Annotated in this window: 18 protein-coding genes and 1 tRNA gene; 7 read left to right on the forward strand and 12 right to left on the reverse strand. The window is 60.7% G+C overall.

Translation table 11 applies throughout. The annotated features are described in order from the left end of the window. The first annotated feature begins 18 nt into the window (after window positions 1-18). Window positions 19-489, forward strand: coding sequence for a GNAT family N-acetyltransferase (locus AC54AG_RS23770; protein ID WP_496631726.1), 471 nt, complete (start codon window positions 19-21; stop codon window positions 487-489). On the opposite strand, the gene AC54AG_RS23775 is transcribed toward AC54AG_RS23770, so the two are convergent. Next, window positions 486-1,103, reverse strand: a complete 618-nt coding sequence (locus AC54AG_RS23775) for a TetR/AcrR family transcriptional regulator (protein WP_496631727.1) — start codon at window positions 1,101-1,103, stop codon at window positions 486-488. The two genes, AC54AG_RS23770 and AC54AG_RS23775, sit on opposite strands and share 4 nt — an antisense overlap. 145 nt (window positions 1,104-1,248) lie before the next feature. On the opposite strand from AC54AG_RS23775, the gene AC54AG_RS23780 reads away from it, so the two are divergent. Then, on the forward strand, window positions 1,249-2,484 hold the full coding sequence (locus tag AC54AG_RS23780) for an MFS transporter (protein ID WP_496631728.1): 1,236 nt from the start codon (window positions 1,249-1,251) through the stop codon (window positions 2,482-2,484). 10 nt (window positions 2,485-2,494) lie between these two features. On the opposite strand, the gene AC54AG_RS23785 is transcribed toward AC54AG_RS23780, so the two are convergent. From AC54AG_RS23785 to AC54AG_RS23800, 4 genes are all read right to left on the reverse strand, one after another. Continuing rightward, window positions 2,495-2,989 (reverse strand): prolyl-tRNA synthetase associated domain-containing protein, encoded by a 495-nt coding sequence (locus tag AC54AG_RS23785; protein ID WP_496631729.1) that lies wholly within the window; start codon window positions 2,987-2,989, stop codon window positions 2,495-2,497. A gap of 65 nt (window positions 2,990-3,054) precedes the next feature. Then, complete coding sequence (locus tag AC54AG_RS23790; RefSeq protein WP_070304137.1) at window positions 3,055-3,258, reverse strand: DUF3079 domain-containing protein; 204 nt, start codon at window positions 3,256-3,258, stop codon at window positions 3,055-3,057. A gap of 97 nt (window positions 3,259-3,355) precedes the next feature. Next, on the reverse strand, window positions 3,356-3,820 hold the full coding sequence (locus tag AC54AG_RS23795) for an immunity protein RhsI2 family protein (RefSeq protein ID WP_496631730.1): 465 nt from the start codon (window positions 3,818-3,820) through the stop codon (window positions 3,356-3,358). A gap of 30 nt (window positions 3,821-3,850) precedes the next feature. Further along, the gene (locus tag AC54AG_RS23800; protein WP_496631731.1) at window positions 3,851-4,303 is read right to left on the reverse strand and encodes a GNAT family N-acetyltransferase; all 453 of its coding nucleotides are present in this window, start codon (window positions 4,301-4,303) and stop codon (window positions 3,851-3,853) included. A gap of 242 nt (window positions 4,304-4,545) precedes the next feature. Between AC54AG_RS23800 and AC54AG_RS23805 the strand changes: the two genes are divergently transcribed. Then, window positions 4,546-5,292, forward strand: coding sequence for a hypothetical protein (locus AC54AG_RS23805; protein WP_496631732.1), 747 nt, complete (start codon window positions 4,546-4,548; stop codon window positions 5,290-5,292). A gap of 40 nt (window positions 5,293-5,332) precedes the next feature. Continuing rightward, the gene (locus tag AC54AG_RS23810) at window positions 5,333-5,722 is read left to right on the forward strand and encodes a hypothetical protein (protein WP_200873075.1); all 390 of its coding nucleotides are present in this window, start codon (window positions 5,333-5,335) and stop codon (window positions 5,720-5,722) included. 190 nt (window positions 5,723-5,912) lie between these two features. Here the strand turns inward: AC54AG_RS23810 and AC54AG_RS23815 are convergent, their stop codons facing one another. Both AC54AG_RS23815 and AC54AG_RS23820 read right to left on the reverse strand, forming a co-directional pair. Next, window positions 5,913-6,185 (reverse strand): DUF4242 domain-containing protein, encoded by a 273-nt coding sequence (locus tag AC54AG_RS23815; RefSeq protein ID WP_034759082.1) that lies wholly within the window; start codon window positions 6,183-6,185, stop codon window positions 5,913-5,915. Window positions 6,186-6,405: 220 nt separating this feature from the next. Beyond that, window positions 6,406-6,651: a hypothetical protein gene (locus tag AC54AG_RS23820; RefSeq protein WP_034759085.1), complete on the reverse strand. Its 246-nt coding sequence runs from the start codon at window positions 6,649-6,651 to the stop codon at window positions 6,406-6,408. Between the two features lie 272 nt (window positions 6,652-6,923). Between AC54AG_RS23820 and AC54AG_RS23825 the strand changes: the two genes are divergently transcribed. Beyond that, entirely contained in the window at window positions 6,924-8,324 is a 1,401-nt protein-coding gene (locus AC54AG_RS23825) for an aminotransferase-like domain-containing protein (protein WP_496631733.1), read from the forward strand. A gap of 289 nt (window positions 8,325-8,613) precedes the next feature. Here AC54AG_RS23825 and AC54AG_RS23830 read toward each other — a convergent pair. The 5 genes from AC54AG_RS23830 to AC54AG_RS23850 form a co-directional block, all read right to left on the reverse strand. Beyond that, window positions 8,614-8,703 (reverse strand) — tRNA-Ser (locus AC54AG_RS23830). An 84-nt stretch (window positions 8,704-8,787) separates the two neighbouring features. Next, the gene (locus tag AC54AG_RS23835) at window positions 8,788-10,833 is read right to left on the reverse strand and encodes a putative bifunctional diguanylate cyclase/phosphodiesterase (RefSeq protein WP_496631734.1); all 2,046 of its coding nucleotides are present in this window, start codon (window positions 10,831-10,833) and stop codon (window positions 8,788-8,790) included. A 1-nt stretch (window position 10,834) separates the two neighbouring features. Then, entirely contained in the window at window positions 10,835-11,959 is a 1,125-nt protein-coding gene (locus tag AC54AG_RS23840; RefSeq protein WP_496631735.1) for an EAL and HDOD domain-containing protein, read from the reverse strand. A gap of 264 nt (window positions 11,960-12,223) precedes the next feature. Continuing rightward, the gene (locus AC54AG_RS23845) at window positions 12,224-12,853 is read right to left on the reverse strand and encodes a response regulator transcription factor (protein WP_070302435.1); all 630 of its coding nucleotides are present in this window, start codon (window positions 12,851-12,853) and stop codon (window positions 12,224-12,226) included. 6 nt (window positions 12,854-12,859) lie between these two features. After that, entirely contained in the window at window positions 12,860-14,233 is a 1,374-nt protein-coding gene (locus AC54AG_RS23850) for a cache domain-containing protein (RefSeq protein ID WP_034759099.1), read from the reverse strand. 246 nt (window positions 14,234-14,479) lie between these two features. Here AC54AG_RS23850 and AC54AG_RS23855 point away from each other — a divergent pair, with 246 nt between their 5' ends. Together AC54AG_RS23855 and AC54AG_RS23860 are read left to right on the forward strand one after the other, a co-directional pair. Then, the gene (locus AC54AG_RS23855) at window positions 14,480-16,540 is read left to right on the forward strand and encodes a carbon starvation CstA family protein (protein WP_070302432.1); all 2,061 of its coding nucleotides are present in this window, start codon (window positions 14,480-14,482) and stop codon (window positions 16,538-16,540) included. Then, window positions 16,540-16,740 (forward strand): YbdD/YjiX family protein, encoded by a 201-nt coding sequence (locus AC54AG_RS23860; protein WP_010396213.1) that lies wholly within the window; start codon window positions 16,540-16,542, stop codon window positions 16,738-16,740. Before AC54AG_RS23855 ends, AC54AG_RS23860 begins: the two co-directional genes overlap by 1 nt. Window positions 16,741-16,856: the final 116 nt, after the last annotated feature.

A 16,856-nucleotide genomic window follows, 5' to 3' on the forward strand; every position in this document is an offset into this window, starting at 1 on the left:
CACCATCGAACAACACATATGACGACACATCCAGCATCGATTACTTTTCATGCCGCCAAGGCGGAAGACACTCCCGCGTTCATCGAATTGCGCGGCAAGACGCGGCAAAACGCCATCCCAAAAGAACGTCTGGCGGAAGTCGGTATCACGGCCGATTCCTGGGCGGAAATGATGCGCTCGGGCAGCCTGCCTGGCCAGGTCTGCCATCACGATGGCCAACTGGCCGGCTACTGCTTTGGCGAACGCGACACGGGCGAAATCATCGTCCTGGCCCTGCTGCCGGAATTCGAAGGCTTAGGCATCGGCAAGACCTTGCTGGAACTGGTGATGATGGAGCTGCGGGCGCAAGGCCATCAGCGGCTGTTCCTCGGCTGCTCCAGCGACCCCGCCTCGCGCTCCTACGGCTTTTACCGCTACCTGGGCTGGACGGCGACGGGCGAGACGGACAAGTATGGCGACGATGTGCTGGAGTTTCGCTTTACGGCCTAGGCGATCAAGCTGTTGGCATCCCACACGCGCATCAACTGCGTGATGGCAACGTCAAACACGGCGTAGCCAACGCCATCGCGGGCCTGAATCGACACGCCCGATAAAAAGCTGTCGAAGACGGATGCCAGCGCCGTTGCATCCGTATCTGCGGGCAATTCGCCGCTGGCCATGCCCCGCTCCACGCAGCGCACAAAGCCGGCGCGCGTGCGGGCGCGCGAAGCCGTCAGCGGTGCAGCCACGGCCGCATGCTCGGCCGTCGGCGCGCTCATGCAGCCAAGCGCCACCATGCAGCCGGGCGGATGTCCCGCATCGGACTGCATGCGGGACGACTGGCGCAAGGCCTGCTCGATGGCCGCGCGCGGCGCCAGGCCATCGTCCCACAGGCATTCCGTCACGCGTGCAAACGTGTCCAGATAACATTGCGCCGCCTCACGGAACAGCGCTTCTTTTGAACCGAACGCCGCATAAAAGCTGGGCGCGGAAATGCCGCCGCCCAGGCTCACCTTGAGCTGACTCAAGGACGTCGATTCATACCCCTGCTGCCAGAATAAAAACATGGCCTGTTCGACCGCTGCCTGCCGGTCGAACGTGCGCGGCCGTCCCATTTGCGCCATCGATCGCTCCCTTTCATCCACTTACATACTACTCGATACAGAAGTCGTTGACAACGTTGCACGCCATCGCCTATATTTATACCGATCGATACATATGTACCGCTATAACGGTCGGGGGATTCCTGCGCCCGATTACTTGACAAGGATGTTTGCCGTGAATCACGCTACGCTCACCACCGGAACCAGCCCTGCGCTGGCCGACCGCCTCCCCGTTGCCGGCCTGCTGGCCCTGGCCATGACGGGTTTTATCTGCATCGTCACGGAAACCTTGCCCGCCGGCTTGCTGCCGCAAATCAGCGCGGGCCTCGGCATCAGTGCCGCGCTGGCCGGGCAAATGGTCACGGCCTACGCGCTCGGCTCGTTGCTGGCGGCCATTCCGCTCACCATCGCCACGCGCGGCTGGCGCCGCCGCAACGTGCTGTTGCTGACCATCATCGGCTTTCTCGTGTTCAATACCGTCACGGCCCTGTCGTCCCATTACTGGCTGACTCTGGCGGCCCGCTTCTTTGCCGGCATGGCGGCCGGGCTGGCGTGGAGCTTGCTCGCCGGCTACGCGCGCCGCATGGTGGCGCCGCATCAGCAAGGCCGCGCCTTGGCGCTGGCCATGGTGGGCGCGCCCGTCGCCCTATCCCTGGGCGTACCGCTGGGCACCTTGCTCGGCTCGCTCGTCGGCTGGCGCGCCGCGTTCTGGATCATTTCCGCGCTGACATTGATCCTGATCGCCTGGGTGCTGGCAAAGGTGCCTGACTACCCGGGCCAGTCCATCCATGAACGTCTGCCCCTGCGCCGCGTCTTCACGACGCCGGGCGTGCGCCCCGTGCTGGCCGTCGTCATCGCCTGGATGCTGGCCCACAACATTCTCTACACCTACATCGCCCCGTTCGTGGCTCCGGCAGGATTGACAGAGCGAATCGACCTGGTGCTGCTCGTCTTCGGCACCGCCGCCATGGCCGGCATCTGGATCACGGGCAAACTGGTCGAGCGCCACCTGCGCGCCACCGTACTGGCCAGCCTGGCCGTGTTCGCCGCGACGGCCCTCGTGCTGGGTATCGCAGCGCACATTCCCTTTGCGATCTACCTGGGCATGGCCATCTGGGGCCTGAGCTTTGGCGGCGCGGCAACACTTTTACAAACAGCGCTGGCCGACACGGCCGGCAGCGGCGCCGACGTGGCCTTGTCGATGAATGTGGTGGCGTGGAATGGCGCGATTGCGGCCGCGGGCGTGGTGGGTGGCGCCCTGCTGGAAACCTGGGGCGTGGGCGCTTTCCCGTGGGCGATGGTGAGCTTGCTGGTGCTGGCATTCCTTGTCGCCTGGTCGACCCGCGAACACGGTTTCCGGCCGGGACGGCGCAGCGGCGGCGCGCCCGTGACCGGGCATTGAAAGACCCTATTTAAATAGTTGCCGGTACGTTCAGAATGCGGGGCACGTGGCCTGTATGCGCAAGGAAATCGACGAAGGCGGCATGCGACAGCGCCACCGTGGCCGTGTTGCGCAGCGGATGAGCTTGCACTGAATCAGCGTCCCACACAGCCTGGTCCAGCAGCAGTTCCACCGCCTGCGCGCTGTCGTGGATCAGCGCAAACAGACTGACGGCCCCAGGCGTGATGCCCAGGTGCTGCAGCAGGCGTTCGGGCGAAGCCATGCTCAGCTTGCTCGACGGCAGCAAACGTCCCAGCGCCGCCAGGTCGATGCGCTTGTCGAAAGGCACGATGACGAGAAAATGCCGGCGCCCTTTCTCGTCGCGCACGAACAGGTTTTTCACCATCAAGCCGGACATGGCCGGCACATGGATGAGCGCTTGGGCGATCGTGTACACGGCTGGATGCTCGACGAATGGGCAATCGCCGGCATGGCTTTCCAGCCAGCGGGACAGGGTTGCTTGCATGGGTATTTCCTCGGCGCGGATGCGATGAGGAATTGTAGCGGGTCAATGCGTGGTGGGGGTTGCCATCACGGCTTATGCTCTTGCTCTTTGTCGGCCTTGTCGGCAGCCGCCAGCCCCCAGTCATTCCAGCCTTCCCCAAACAGTTCGATTGGGTGCTGCGTGCGCTCGGAACCATTGCCACAACGCATGGCGTCCGGCGGGCAATACTTGTCGCAGCCCCAGCAGATGCGTTCGGGGTTCTTGGGGTTCAGGGGAAAGGGCTTGGCCATGGGGGGACGCAGTCGGTTGAAGTCTCCTTGTTGACTCTAGACCTGGCGCGTGAGGCGGTCAAACGAATTCCAGTGAGGAATTTGTCCGAGGTCAATTCTATGCAGATGGCTGGTGTGGCTGAAAAACACAATACCCTTCCAGCACGATACGCGCCACATTGACACTGCCGTCGGCGGCCGGCTGCTCCTTGAGTTCGTCCAGCGCATACACCATCGTCACCATGGCGCCAGGCACGAACAGCTTGGTGTCCTGCTTGCGGTGCGTGTAGATGCTCTCGTCGAATGTCGAGCCATCCGCCAGGCGCAAGGTAAAACTGTTGACTTGATCGCCACGCCGGCTATCCTGGCCCGCGAAATACGTGCGCTCGATCCTGCCCGTCACCGTTTGCGTCTGGATGCGCCCGGCTTTGATGCTTTCCCACCATTCGTCCGAAGCGAACAGGCCTTGGCTGCCTTTCAGGCCCATGCGGGGCCTGGAACTGTCGAGAGTGAGAGATCGGGTCTTGGCGATACGGGCCGGGTCTTGTGCCAGGGCTTCGGCGAGGGTGTAGACAGGTTTCATCAGGGCGCAGGAATGGCTTGAAGCGCTCACTCAATGTTTGCGCCGAATGACGAAAGCATTGCCGGCAGGCTCAAAACCAAGTGTCGGATAATAGGACATGGCATCGGGGGCGGATAGCAATATCAAGGACACTTCCTCGCCGATGATGGCCTGGGTGCGTTTGACAAGTTCTTTGCCGATACCGAGGCCCTGGTACTGCTTGTCTACGGCCAGGTCCGAGAGATAGCAGCAATACGCATGGTCGGTCAGCGAACGGGCCAGCCCCACAAGCTCGCCATCCACCCATGCCGACAGCACCAGGCAAGGCGCGGCAAACATGCGCGCGATTCGCGGAAGGTTGCTGGTGGGCCGCTTGATGCCGAATTGATCGAACACACGAACAACGTCCAGCGGATCAAGGGGAAAGTTATGACGATATTCGATAGTGGTGTTTTTCATTGGTTCACGGGTGTAAGAAGATTGCGCATGGGAGACCTTTGCCATGGGGATAGTATCACCAGCGATGATTGAGGCATATGGACGCTACGACATCAGTGAACAGCCTGGGGGCCTCTTGGCCTTGCGCTGATGCTTGGCCGCCTGTACTGCGGGCGGAGGCGGCACCGCATCGCCGGGATGTCCATTCATTTATTAGGGCGCCTCCAATCTGTTAAAATAGTTGAAAATTTTAATGATCAAATCATGAATAACCTGAACTTTTCAAATACAAAGAATGTGCTGAGCAAATGAAAGCCATTATATTCTGCACCAGCTTTATAAAAGATGCCCCATCATGGGGAAGTCGGTATCAGCGGTGGCTCGATTATTACAAAGATGTTCCTATCAATGCGGTAAAGAAGATAATGATTGATGATGGATCGCCATTTCTTCCACCTGCCGAAATCATCAATACCGTTTCCCATAGCGCTCCGCTGGCGTCGAATGGCGATAAAAATCTCATCATTCGCTTCGATAACAATCTGGGACGACAAAGCGGGGCCGACTACCCTGGCTGGTGGCGCAGCTTTCTCCACTCGGTCAAGGTGGCAAATGAATTAGGCGTGGATAAGATCATCCATATCGAGTCGGATGCCTATATCATGACGCCGCGCCTGGTGAATTTCATCAATGAAATCGAATCAGGCTGGAACGTCCTGTGGTCCCCGCGCTATCGCTTTCCGGAAACTGCCATTCAAGTTATCTGCAGAGATCAATTTGAAATTTTTGAGAAATTCAAGGAAAACCATCCCGATTATTCATTCCCGGATATTGCGGAAAGGTTGCTTCCTTTCACCACTGTGCACAAGCAGTTCAAAGGCGACCGCTACAGCGATTTCACGAAAAACAGATGGATATTCCGCTCGAAAAAATTCAACAAAATCCCCATTTTTAAACATGTGTTTTTCTGGGAAACCATACCGCCGGATGCGGACTTTGTTACGCAGGGTATTAGCCGTCAGGAGTTTGTTTATCGACGCGGTGAAGTGGCTTGATTTTGTGAGGGTGGCGAAGTTGCCGATTTGGATAGTAAATATGTTGCTACCGTTACGATTGAATAAACGCGTGTGCACCGCCCTTGTCGGCGTTCTTGCCGCCGGTACCGCATCGGCATTCGCTGCTACGCTTGACGAGGATCGGACACGCGGTGACATACATGGCTTGTTTGAAATCAGGGATGCAGCAGTAAAATTCATGGCTGCCGAGAATTCCAAAAATGGAACAAGCTGGCAGGTATTGGAGCCGAACCGGAAGATTCTGGTGGCAAAATGTGCGGTAGCTTTGCGGGTGAGATGGGTTCCGAAGAGCCATGGCCTGTCTGGACCGAATGTTGCTGTGAATTGCGACAAGACCGTAAAGCCCACGATACAACATAAATGGGAAGTGTTTGTGCCGGTCGATAAGGGGCCGGTCGCGCGTAAATGATCAGGTGAGGATTGAAGAAACGAACTGATGCGTTGGGTGCTGTGAAAGCTGGCTCAATCGAAATCTGATTAGATAATCGAACGCGCGCCCACAGCGCGCGGAGCTGCCGCGCGGCGGCAACGGCTTGGCCACGTTCAGCATTACCAGAGCGAAGCTCCGCCAAGGACGAGGCTACAGTACTTGGGCGGCACTACTCCGCCGTAGTCGGATCAATGACCGAAATAACCTCCGACACACGGTTCGCAGGGAAGCCGCCTAGCTGGGCATGTTCGCGAACCAGCTCTTCATTTGCAGCGATGTAAACACAGTAGATTTTATCGCCGGTCACATAACTTTGGAGCCATTGAATTTGTGGTCCCATCTTGTTTAGTACACCGCATGACTTCTGCGAAATGGCTTGAAGCTCTTGCTCTGATAACTTTCCAGCCCCGGGAATATCACGCTCAATAACATACTTTGGCATAGCGCTCTCCTTATGAGGTTTCCTGGCGAGTACAGCACTCGCCGGTGCCATGCGTCACACATGCCGTGACGTCTATTCGTTATACACCACGCTGGCTGGTTAGTATTATTTGAATTACCACAAAATGCCGATACACGTCCATGCGGCGCGCGGGGCTAGCCACTAGCGCATCGGGGAATGGCTGCCGCATCACTCGATATCGGCCGCCTATTCTTTGCCATCATGGGAGGGTCATGTCCAAACCGACCATCCTGACAACGACGAAGGTGACGAGTCCCAGGCCCATGAGCAATAGCACGAAGCCTGCGACCACCTTCCCACTCGCGCGCAGCACAGCGCGATTCTGCTTCGCCTTGTCCTTATCCTTCTTCCCTTGATCGTAATGCCACTTGATGGCGAAGAACATGCCCGTGCCGAGCACGAGAGCCTTGAAGGTAACGAAAACTATAGGGGTCCAATCCAGCATTTTAAATATTTCCAGTCTATTACTTGACACTATCTATCGTGAGGAGCACTGCCTCAAAACGCTGCTTCAGCAGCTTCTGCTCCAACCATCCCCCAGGCATCCTGTTTGATTCTTTCATTATAGCCAGCTATGAAATAACCATGGCATCAAGCGCAGCGATGTGCCGAATGCAGATGAGAGAGGAGAAACGTCAGCGACTGCCATGCAAGATTGGTGTTGCTGCACGTTATGATGCATACTACCTCAAAACAATCTCCATACATTGAGACAAAATGTCCCAGTTGAAAACCATACAAGATGAACATTTGACTATCTGGTTGCCGCGATTGCTGACGCACGGAGGGCCACGTTTTTTGCAGATTGCCGACGCCTTGCAGGCGGCGGTGGCAGATGGATCGCTGACACCGGGTGACCGTCTGCCTCCACAGCGCCACCTGGCAGCACAGCTGGACGTCGATCTGACGACGATCACGCGCGCCTACGACGAAGCCAGGCGCCGCAACTTGCTGGAGGGCCGCGGCGCTCGCGGCACGTATGTCGCGGCGCCAAAAGTCGAATTGACCGCTATCCTCGACCTCTCCATGAATACCCCACCACCGCCCGATGGCGTGGACTTCGACGACATGCTGAAACAAGGTTTGTCGCAAGTATTGATGCGAGCAGACAATGAGTTACTGATGACTTACCACTTGGGCGGAGGAAGTGACTCCGACCGTCAGGCTGGCGCCAAATGGCTGGCACCGATGTTTGGACATCTGGATTCTCGACAGGTTGTCGTGTGTCCCGGTGCGCAAGCGGCGATCGCCGCACTGATCCTTGCGCTGACGGAACCTGGCGATGTCATCCTGGCAGAACCGACGAGTTATCCCGGCTTGCGTGCCGCAGCGACCCAATTCGGCCGGCACGTCATTGCCGTGGAAGCGGACAAGCACGGGATGCTGCCCGAGATGCTTGAGCAAGCATGCAGCCAGCACAAGCCCCGGCTGGTCTACCTCAATCCGACATTACAGAATCCGACCGCCATTACCATGCCGGAACGCCGGCGCAAGGAGATCGCCGGCATCGCGCAGCGCTGCAATGTACGCATCGTCGAGGACGATCCCTACTGGCTGCTTGCCGATGCCCCGCCACCGCCTGTCGCCACGTTTGCACCGGAACAGGTAGTCTACATCTCCACCCTGTCAAAATGCCTGACGCCCGGCTTGCGTGTCGCCTTCGTGCTGATACGCGACCCGGAGGAACGCGAACGCTTCCTGGTCGCCCTCAGATCATTTGCGCTGATGGTCGCCCCTCTGACAGCCGCACTGGCCACACAGTGGATACTCGACGGTTCGGCTGACGGATTGCTGGCAGGCGTACGCAAGGAGGCGCGCCTGCGCCACCGGATGGCGCGCGATATTCTGGCGGGGCGCTACAGCGGCGCTGGAGATGGCCTGCATGTATGGCTCGAGTTGCCGGCATATTGGAACTCCTCACAGCTTGCGCATGCAGCCGCCAGCTACGGCATCGCAGTCACGCCTGCGGAGGCATTCGCCACTGGCAGCGTATCCGTGAATGCCATTCGTATCTCTTTGGGCAGCATCAAGGACCGTGGACGCTTGCAGGCGGGTCTGCAACGGCTGTCTCATCTGCTTGCGCGGCGACCCGAATCGTTTAGTGCTGCTGTGGTTTAAGTGTTTGCTGGCCGGTGTCAGTTCTTGGTCAGTTTGAGCTAGTCCGGCTTTCAGACATGGACCAATGCATTGGGCGCTGTGGAAGCTGGCGCAGCCGAAAAGCTGATTAGAACCACGAAACGCACGCCTGCGGCGCGCGGGCTGCCGCACAGCGGCAGCAGATGGAGGATTCGGGGCGGGCTGGGCCGGTAGGCCCAGCCCGCCCCGAATCTCACACGCAGGGCGCGCAGGCGCCCTGCTCGCTTCCTCCAGGCAATAAAAAACCGCCCGAAGGCGGTTTCTTTATTCCTGGCGGAAGCGGTGAGATTCGAACTCACGAACAGTTTAACCCGTCGCTAGTTTTCAAGACTAGTGCCTTCAACCACTCGGCCACGCTTCCAGATGGCAGCATTATACATAAAGGTCCGTGGCTTACCAATGGCTAGCACCGTTTGCCCGACAGGAAAGAGCGGGCACGCTTGCCTTACACGCCCCAGTTTTCCCGCAGCGCCTTCTCGAACTCCACGGCCGGCAATGGGCGCGAGAACAGATAGCCCTGCACTTCGTCGCAGCCTGAGCTCTTCAGGAAGGCCAGTTGCTCGGCCGTTTCCACGCCTTCCGCGATCACTTTATGGTGCAGCTGCTGGGCGATGCTGATGATGGTGCTGGCGATGGCGCAGTCGCTGGCGTCGGTGGGGATGCCGGTGGTGAACGATCGGTCGATCTTCAGGGTGTCGATGGGGAAACGTTTTAAATAGGACAGGCTTGAGTAGCCGGTGCCAAAGTCGTCCAGGGACAGGGCCACGCCCAAGGCCGTGATGCGGTCCATGATGCCGATGACTCTCTCGATGTTGTGCATCAGGGTGCTTTCCGTGATTTCCAGTTCCAGCCAGGCCGCTTCCAGGCCGTAGCGGGCCAGGGTCGCCGCCACTCTGGCGGGCAGCGCTGCCGTGAATTCGCGGGCGGACACGTTGACGGCCAGGCGGATCGGCGGCAGGCCGGCCAGTTTCCACGCTTGCGCCTGGGCGCAGGCCGCTTCCAGTACCCATTCGCCCACTTGCACCACCAGGCCAGTCGATTCGGCCAAAGGAATAAACTCGGCGGGCGGGATCATGCCGTGCTGCGGGTGGTGCCAGCGCACCAGCGCTTCGGCGCCGATGATGCGGCCGCTGCCCAGGGCGTATTTCGGCTGGTAGTGCAACAGCAGTTGCTGTTCCGACAAAGCCTGGCGCAAGCCTGTTTCCAGGCGCATGCGCGCCTGCATGCCCAGGTTCATGTCCTGGCTGTAGAACGCAACGCTTTCCGCTTCGCCGCCGCTGTCCTGCTTGGCGCGGTACATCGCGATGTCGGCCAGGCGCAGCAGGGTTTCCGCATCTTGCGCGTCTTGCGGATACACGCTGATGCCGATGCTGGCGCCCACGCGCAAGTCGTGGCCTTCGATCAGGAACGGCTCCACCAACGAGGCCAGCAGCTTTTGCGCCACCATGCTCGCTTCGAAATGCTGGCCGATGTCGAACAGGCCGACGGCGAACTCGTCGCCGCCCAGGCGCGCCACCAGGTCTTGGTCGCGCAATACCTGGCGGAAACGCAGGGAGACCTGGCGCAGCAGTTCGTCGCCGATGCGCCGGCCCAGGGTGTCGTTGATCAGCTTAAAACGGTTCAGGTCGATGAACAGCACGCAGCCGAGCATCTTGCTGCGCTGCGCCACGGAGAGGGCCTGGTCGACCAGCTTGGCCAGCAAGGTGCGGTTGGGCAGGCTGGTCAGCGGATCGTAATACGCCAGGTGGTGCAGCCGCTCTTCGGCCAGCTTGCGTTCCGTGATGTCCGTCAGGTAGGCGATGAGTCCGATCGGCTTGTCGTCCAGATCTTGCAGCGGAGACAGGGACAGGCTGGCCCAGAAGACCTCGCCCGACTTCTTTCGGCGGCGCACCTCCATCAGGCGCCCCCCCTGCTCCAGGAAGGCATCGTGGAAACCCGTGTCTTCGTCATCGTACAGGAACAAAATGTTGCGCCCCACGGCTTCCACCGAGGTGTAGCCGAACAGGCGCTCGGCGCCCTTGTTCCAGCTGGTGATGTAGCCCGTCAAGTCCATCGTCAGCACGGATTCGTGCAACTGGTCGAGGATTTGCGTCTGCTGCGCCAGCAAGGCTTCGACTTGCGCGTAGGCATGGGTCGAGCGTTGCGCCAGCGAATGCACTTGCAGGACGCCGGCCGTCAACGATGCCAGGCTGGCCAGGTGGCGGCGGTCGGCGTCGTTATACAGCGGACGGCCGGCCACGCTGTAATGGCCGAAACAGTGGCCGTCGAAACTGACTTCCTGCAGCAAGGCGGGCGTATCGCGGGGAAACGGCACGGCCGGCACAGCGGCGTCCGTGCCGGCCGCAGGCAGGAACTGGCCATGCGGGCTGGCCATCACCGTACTGGCGATACGGCCCAGCTCAGCGACCAGCGCAGGGCCGCGCAAACGCACGACGGCGTCGCACAGGGCGGCGCTGTCACCGAGGAAATCCGACACCGGAAACAGGGCCATGCTAGAGGTTCCGGCTGACCTGGATGGCCCATTGGTAGGCCTGCAGCAGGCTGCGCCAATAGGTTTCTCCATCGATGCCAGCGCGGCGCAAGCCCTCGGGCGGCGGCGTGGCGCTTTCGACCAGCGCCAGCAAGGTGCCCAGCTCGCCATTGCGTTCCAGCAAGGCGGCGCTGACTTCGGGCGCCAGGTTCAGGGTGGCGATGATCTCTGCCATCGGCATGCCCAGCAGGACGTCAAGCAGCGAAAATACGCCTGCCATGAAGGCTAGGTCTTGCGCGTCGCGGTCGCCGCCGCGCAACTGGCACAGCGCTTCCATCTGCGCCGCGCGCACGGCCGCCAGCGGCAGCAGCGCGTGGATCTTGCCATCGTCCTGTTGCCGCGCATACAGCAGCAGTTGCAGCCAGCGCTGCAGCTGGCGCCGGCCCAGCAGGGTGATGGCCTGGCTGAAGCTGGTAATCGGCGCCGTGAAACCGAAGGCGGCTGAATTGACCAGTTTCAATAAATGATAGCTGAGGGCCGGGTCTTGCTTGAGCGGCACTTCCAGCTCGTGCGCGTCGGCATCGCGGGCCAGCAGGCCCAGCAGCGACATCAGCCGGCGCCGCGATGTCGCGTCTTCCGGCTCGCCTTGCTGGCGCGCATGCTGCAAGGCGTAATCGCCGGCAAACCAGCTGACGCCAAGTTCTTGCAATGCGGCAATCTGCCCCGCGTCGGCGATGTTGTAGGCCAGGTGCGGCCCCGGCAAGGGCAGCAGCTGATGCAGGGCCGGTTGTGCGCCTGCCGCGTCAAAGCTCAGCGCGCGCGCGTCGACTTGCGCCGCCACCACGGGATTGGCGTCGGCGCCATCGAGAAGGATGCGGTAGCCGGCATCGCGCCATTGCCGGCATTTTTTCTGGAGTTGCTTGTCGCCGGCAAGCTGGGCCGGCAAACGGAAGATGGTGCGTTGCGGCGCCAGTTGCGCCAGCACGGCCTCGTCCACGCCATGCGGGTCGGTCAGGGGAATGATGCAATCGAGCGGCGCCAGGAAGGCATACGCATCGGCAGCGGCCAGCGCCGCCAGCAGCGGCGCCGTCGAGGCCTGCGGTACATGCAAGGTGACAGCGACCCACTCGTTATGAGCATTGGCCACTGCTTGTAATCCCACCAACGGAAACAGGTTTGATTCAGACGCTGACATCGGTATCTCAGTGTGGGTAGGGCGCCATAGTAAATAAACTGACCAGCATTGGCAACCCTGGCCCGACAGAGATGCCCTCGACAGCGAGAATCATTCTATCTGAATCTCACCCACGAAACAGTTTAATTTTGGCAATAGATGTTCAAAAAGAACATTCCCCCGCGAGACCCGCCTGCCATGCGGGTCAGCCAAAAACCCGGTACCGCGCACGCATGCTCAGGCGCTGCCGCCATGCGCGTGCTCGACCGCATATTTGATCAATTCAGCCTGCCCTTCGATGCCGAGCTTGCGCTTGATGTTCAGCCGGTGCGTCTCCACCGTGCGCACGCTCAGGTCGAGCGCGCGGGCGATCTGCTTGTTCGACTGGCCCGCCGCGATGTGCTGCAGCACCTGCTGCTCGCGCGTGGTGAGGAAGGAATCGTGGACTTGCGGCCGGGACAGTTGCCGCGCCAGCGCTGCGCTGTAATAAATGCCGCCGGACATCACCGTCTCGATGGCAAACACAATATCTTTACCAGGAGCATCTTTGAGCACATAACCGCGCGCCCCGGCGGCGATGGCTTGCGACACGTATTCGAGCTTGTCGTGCATGGACAGGATCAGCACGGCAATTTGCGGAAACGCCTGCTTGAACAGGGCCGTCGCTTCAATGCCATTCGTGCCGCGCATATTGATATCCATCAGCACGAGGTCCACCTGGTGCGTGCGCGCCTGACTCAACGCTTCGTCGGCGCCGCCCGCTTCGGCCACGACGTCGAAATGCGCGACCGCTTCCAGGCGCGCGCGCAAGCCGTCGCGCACGAGGGGGTGGTCGTCCACCAGCAGGATGTTGATCTTCTCGGTCATGGTTCTCTATTTTAATGTGGAGGAAAGCTCGAGCCGCGCCAGCACCACGGTGCCGGCCAGGGACGAGGTGATGTGCAGGCTGCCGCCGATGGCTTCCATGCGTTCCGTCATGTTGCGCAGGCCGATGCCGCGCTGCGGGTGCAAGGCGATGCCGTCGAAATCGAAGCCGCCGCCATTATCCCGGATGCGCAGTTCCACGGCCTTGCCCGTCTCGTGCAGGCTCACTTCCACGCCGCGGGCGTGGGCATGGCGCTCGCAATTGGTCAGCGCTTCCTGGGCGATGCGGAACAGCACGGTATTGACCATATCGGGCAAGCCCTCGCCCGCCGCCGCGGGGCTGGCCGTGAAACTGGCTTGCGCGCTGCTGCTGTCGTTGAATTCATGCACGAGGTGGTCGAGCGCGGCGGCCAGGCCCAGGTCATCCAGAATGGCCGGGCGCAGGTTGTGCGAAATGCGCCGCACCTCGCCCAGCACCTTGTTCAGCTGTTCGGCGGCCCGCTCGAACGTGGCGGGCGCCTTGTCTTTCTGTTCCGCATTGCCGCCCAGGCGCGCGATGCCCGCCTCGATCTGCAGCTTGATCGACACGAGCCACTGGCTGATGCCGTCATGCAAGTCACGCGAAAGCCGCGCCCGCTCTTCCTCCTGCGATTCGACCACGCGCTGCGCCAGCACTTTCAGCTTGGCGTCGGCCACGCGCAATTCGCGCAAGTTCAGCACGAGGCCGCAGGCGGCCACCAGCAGGGAACCGAGGATGGCGATGGCGGCGATCAGCTCCATGGTCGAGCGGATATTGCGCGACTGCTGGGCGTCGACCTTGGCCAGCGCCTGGTCCACGTCATCCATATAAATGCCGGTACCCATCATCCAGCCCCATTCCGGCATCAGGATCACATAGCCGAGCTTGGGCGCGGACTTGTTCGTCGACGGCTTGATCCAGTTGTAGCGTTCGAAGCCGCCGCCGCTCTTGGCCCGCTGCATCAGGCGCTGGATGGTCAGATTGCCCTCGGCGTCGCGCAATTGCCACAGGTTCTGCCCCACCAGTTCGGGCTGGCGCGGATGCATCAGCGACTTGCCCTGCAAATCATAGATGAAGAAATAGCCATCGTCGCCATAGCTGAGGGCGGACAGGATGCGCTTGGCCTCCTCTTGCGTGGCGTCATCCTTGCGCCCCGACTGGTACAGCGAGGCGATGGAATGGCTGGCCAGGGTCACGTAATGCTTGAGCTCGGCTTCCTTGCTGGCCAGATACGCTTGCTGAATGGTGGCGCGCTGCTGCTCGGCCAGGGTAATCGCCTGGTGTCGCACGGCAAACGCGATGGCGCACAGAGCGAGGATGAGCGGCGTAATGGCCAGGAAGATGACTTTCTGTCTGAGTTTCATGGCCTTGCGCGCTCGGGCGGCGTCGATGCTGGTGGGAATGCGTGATTTTACGTCGCGGCGCGGCGATCGGTCTGCGTAGTAATACTGAGCGTTACTGCGTAGTGCTGCGCTTGCGGCAATTATACGATTCCTGAATACTCGCCATAAGCTGCAGATACCACGAATTCACATCCAAACTGGCGACGACCAGGCTCGGCAGCACACATCATCGCACGGCACAGCGCCCGTCACATCTCTGGAGGAAGCATGAACCGCATTTTCAAACAGCTCGGCTGGGCAGCGCTTGCGCTGGCAGGCGCCGGGTCCTTGGGCGTCGTCGCCCTGCAACGCGGCGAATCGATCAGCGCGATCTGGATCGTCATCGCCGCCGTCTGCGTCTATCTGATCGCCTACCGTTTCTACAGCCTGTTCATCGCCGACAAGGTGCTGGGCCTGGACTCGCGTCGCATGACGCCGGCCTTCAAGCACAACGATGGCCTCGACCACGTGCCAACCAACAAATATGTGCTGTTCGGCCACCATTTCGCGGCGATCGCCGGCGCCGGTCCCCTCGTCGGCCCCGTGCTGGCCGCGCAGATGGGCTATCTGCCCGGCATGCTGTGGATTTTGGCTGGCGTCGTGTTTGCCGGCGCCGTGCAGGATTTCATCGTGCTGTTCATTTCCATGCGCCGCGACGGCCGCTCGCTGGGCGACCTGATCAAGGCTGAACTGGGCGAAATTCCCGGCATGATTGCCTTGCTCGGCTGCTTCATGATCATGGTCATCATCCTGGCCGTGCTGGCATTGATCGTCGTCAAGGCGCTGACTGGCTCCCCATGGGGCAGCTTCACCGTGATGGCGACGATCCCCATCGCCCTGTTCATGGGCGTGTACTCGCGCTTCATCCGCGTGGGCCGCATTGGCGAAATTTCCATCATCGGCTTCGTCTTGCTGATGCTGGCCATCATCGGCGGCCAGTACGTGCAGGAACACGCGGTATTGGGCCCGATGTTCACGTTTACCGGCACGGAACTGACGTGGATGCTGATCGGCTACGGCTTCATCGCCTCGGTCCTGCCCGTGTGGCTGCTGCTGGCGCCGCGCGACTACCTGTCTACTTTTCTTAAAATCGGCACCATCCTGGGCCTGGCCATCGGCATCATCGTCGTCGCGCCTTACCTGAAAATGCCGGCCATGACCAAGTTCATCGATGGCTCCGGCCCCGTCTGGTCGGGCAATCTGTTCCCCTTCCTGTTCATCACCATCGCCTGCGGCGCGGTCTCCGGCTTCCACGCGCTGATTTCCTCGGGCACCACGCCGAAGATGATTGAAAACGAAAGCCATGCCCGCTTCATTGGCTATGGCGCCATGCTGATGGAATCGTTCGTCGCCATCATGGCCCTGGTGGCCGCCTCGACCATCGAACCAGGCATCTATTTCGCCATGAACAGCCCGGCCGCCCTGATCGGCACAACGGCCGAGTCCGCCGCACAGGCGATCTCGCAGTGGGGCTTTTATGTGACGCCGGAAATGCTGACGCAAACGGCCAAGGACGTGGGCGAGCACAGCATCATCTCGCGCGCCGGCGGCGCACCGACCCTGGCCGTCGGCATGGCCCAGATTCTCTCGGGTGCCATCGGCGGCAAGGCCATGATGGCCTTCTGGTACCACTTCGCGATTTTGTTCGAAGCGCTGTTCATCCTGACGGCCGTCGATGCGGGCACGCGTGCCGGCCGCTTCATGCTGCAAGATTTGCTGGGCAGCTTCGTGCCAGCGCTGAAACAGACGGAAAACGTCATCGCCAACCTGCTGGCCACGGGCCTGTGCGTGGCGGCCTGGGGCTACTTCCTGTACCAGGGCGTGGTCGATCCATTGGGCGGCATCAACACTTTGTGGCCGCTGTTCGGCATCGCCAACCAGATGCTGGCGGCCATTGCGCTGATCCTCGGTACCTGCGTGCTGTTCAAGATGAAACGTGGCCAGTATGCATGGGTCACCATCACGCCAACGATCTGGCTGCTGCTGTGCACCTTGACGGCGGGCTGGCAAAAGATTTTCGACGCCAACCCGCGCGTCGGCTTCCTCGCGCACGCCAAGAAATACTCGGCGGCACTCGATGAAGGCACCCTGCTGGCACCGGCCAAGTCCGTGGCGCAGATGCAGCAGATCATCTTCAACGATTACCTGGACGCGGGCCTGGCCGCCTTCTTCGTGGTGGTCGTCGTCAGCGTGCTGTTCTTCGGCATCCGCACCATCATGAAGGCGCGCGCCGACAGCAAGCCGAGCACCAAGGAAACGCCGTTCCAGGCCTTGCCCACGGTGCAATGATGATCGACGAAATCATCAAGGCTGGACGGTATCTGGGACAAAGCATGCGGCTCATGTGCGGCTTGCCCGAGTACGACACCTATGTGGCGCACCGGGAAGTCACCCATCCCGGCGAGCCGATGATGACGTATGAAGAGTTCTTCCGCGAACGGCAGGAAGCCCGCTACGGCGGCGCCGGTAAGCGTGGTGGTTGTTGTTAGCGGACACCGGCCCCAGCCTACTGCGCGTCGGTATAGGTGGCCTGCGATGCTCACCGTACTTTAGTACGGTTGCGCTTCTCGGCCACCTCTCCCTTCCGCTCGCTACGGCTGGATCA

This window comes from Janthinobacterium sp. BCJ23 (assembly GCF_059617945.1).

Excerpts from the sequence above, each read along its gene's own strand:
- AC54AG_RS23815 (WP_034759082.1), bottom strand. The coding sequence starts at position 6,185 with ATGCCAAAGTATGTTATTGAGCGTGATATTCCCGGGGCTGGAAAGTTA.
- AC54AG_RS23770 (WP_496631726.1), top strand. The coding sequence starts at position 19 with ATGACGACACATCCAGCATCGATTACTTTTCATGCCGCCAAGGCGGAA.
- AC54AG_RS23810 (WP_200873075.1), top strand. The coding sequence starts at position 5,333 with ATGTTGCTACCGTTACGATTGAATAAACGCGTGTGCACCGCCCTTGTC.
- AC54AG_RS23855 (WP_070302432.1), top strand. The coding sequence starts at position 14,480 with ATGAACCGCATTTTCAAACAGCTCGGCTGGGCAGCGCTTGCGCTGGCA.
- AC54AG_RS23860 (WP_010396213.1), top strand. The coding sequence starts at position 16,540 with ATGATCGACGAAATCATCAAGGCTGGACGGTATCTGGGACAAAGCATG.
- AC54AG_RS23785 (WP_496631729.1), bottom strand. The coding sequence starts at position 2,989 with ATGCAAGCAACCCTGTCCCGCTGGCTGGAAAGCCATGCCGGCGATTGC.
- AC54AG_RS23825 (WP_496631733.1), top strand. The coding sequence starts at position 6,924 with ATGTCCCAGTTGAAAACCATACAAGATGAACATTTGACTATCTGGTTG.
- AC54AG_RS23775 (WP_496631727.1), bottom strand. The coding sequence starts at position 1,103 with ATGGCGCAAATGGGACGGCCGCGCACGTTCGACCGGCAGGCAGCGGTC.
- AC54AG_RS23820 (WP_034759085.1), bottom strand. The coding sequence starts at position 6,651 with ATGCTGGATTGGACCCCTATAGTTTTCGTTACCTTCAAGGCTCTCGTG.
- AC54AG_RS23850 (WP_034759099.1), bottom strand. The coding sequence starts at position 14,233 with ATGAAACTCAGACAGAAAGTCATCTTCCTGGCCATTACGCCGCTCATC.
- AC54AG_RS23790 (WP_070304137.1), bottom strand. The coding sequence starts at position 3,258 with ATGGCCAAGCCCTTTCCCCTGAACCCCAAGAACCCCGAACGCATCTGC.
- AC54AG_RS23795 (WP_496631730.1), bottom strand. The coding sequence starts at position 3,820 with ATGAAACCTGTCTACACCCTCGCCGAAGCCCTGGCACAAGACCCGGCC.
- AC54AG_RS23800 (WP_496631731.1), bottom strand. The coding sequence starts at position 4,303 with ATGGCAAAGGTCTCCCATGCGCAATCTTCTTACACCCGTGAACCAATG.
- AC54AG_RS23835 (WP_496631734.1), bottom strand. The coding sequence starts at position 10,833 with ATGGCCCTGTTTCCGGTGTCGGATTTCCTCGGTGACAGCGCCGCCCTG.
- AC54AG_RS23780 (WP_496631728.1), top strand. The coding sequence starts at position 1,249 with ATGTTTGCCGTGAATCACGCTACGCTCACCACCGGAACCAGCCCTGCG.
- AC54AG_RS23805 (WP_496631732.1), top strand. The coding sequence starts at position 4,546 with ATGAAAGCCATTATATTCTGCACCAGCTTTATAAAAGATGCCCCATCA.
- AC54AG_RS23845 (WP_070302435.1), bottom strand. The coding sequence starts at position 12,853 with ATGACCGAGAAGATCAACATCCTGCTGGTGGACGACCACCCCCTCGTG.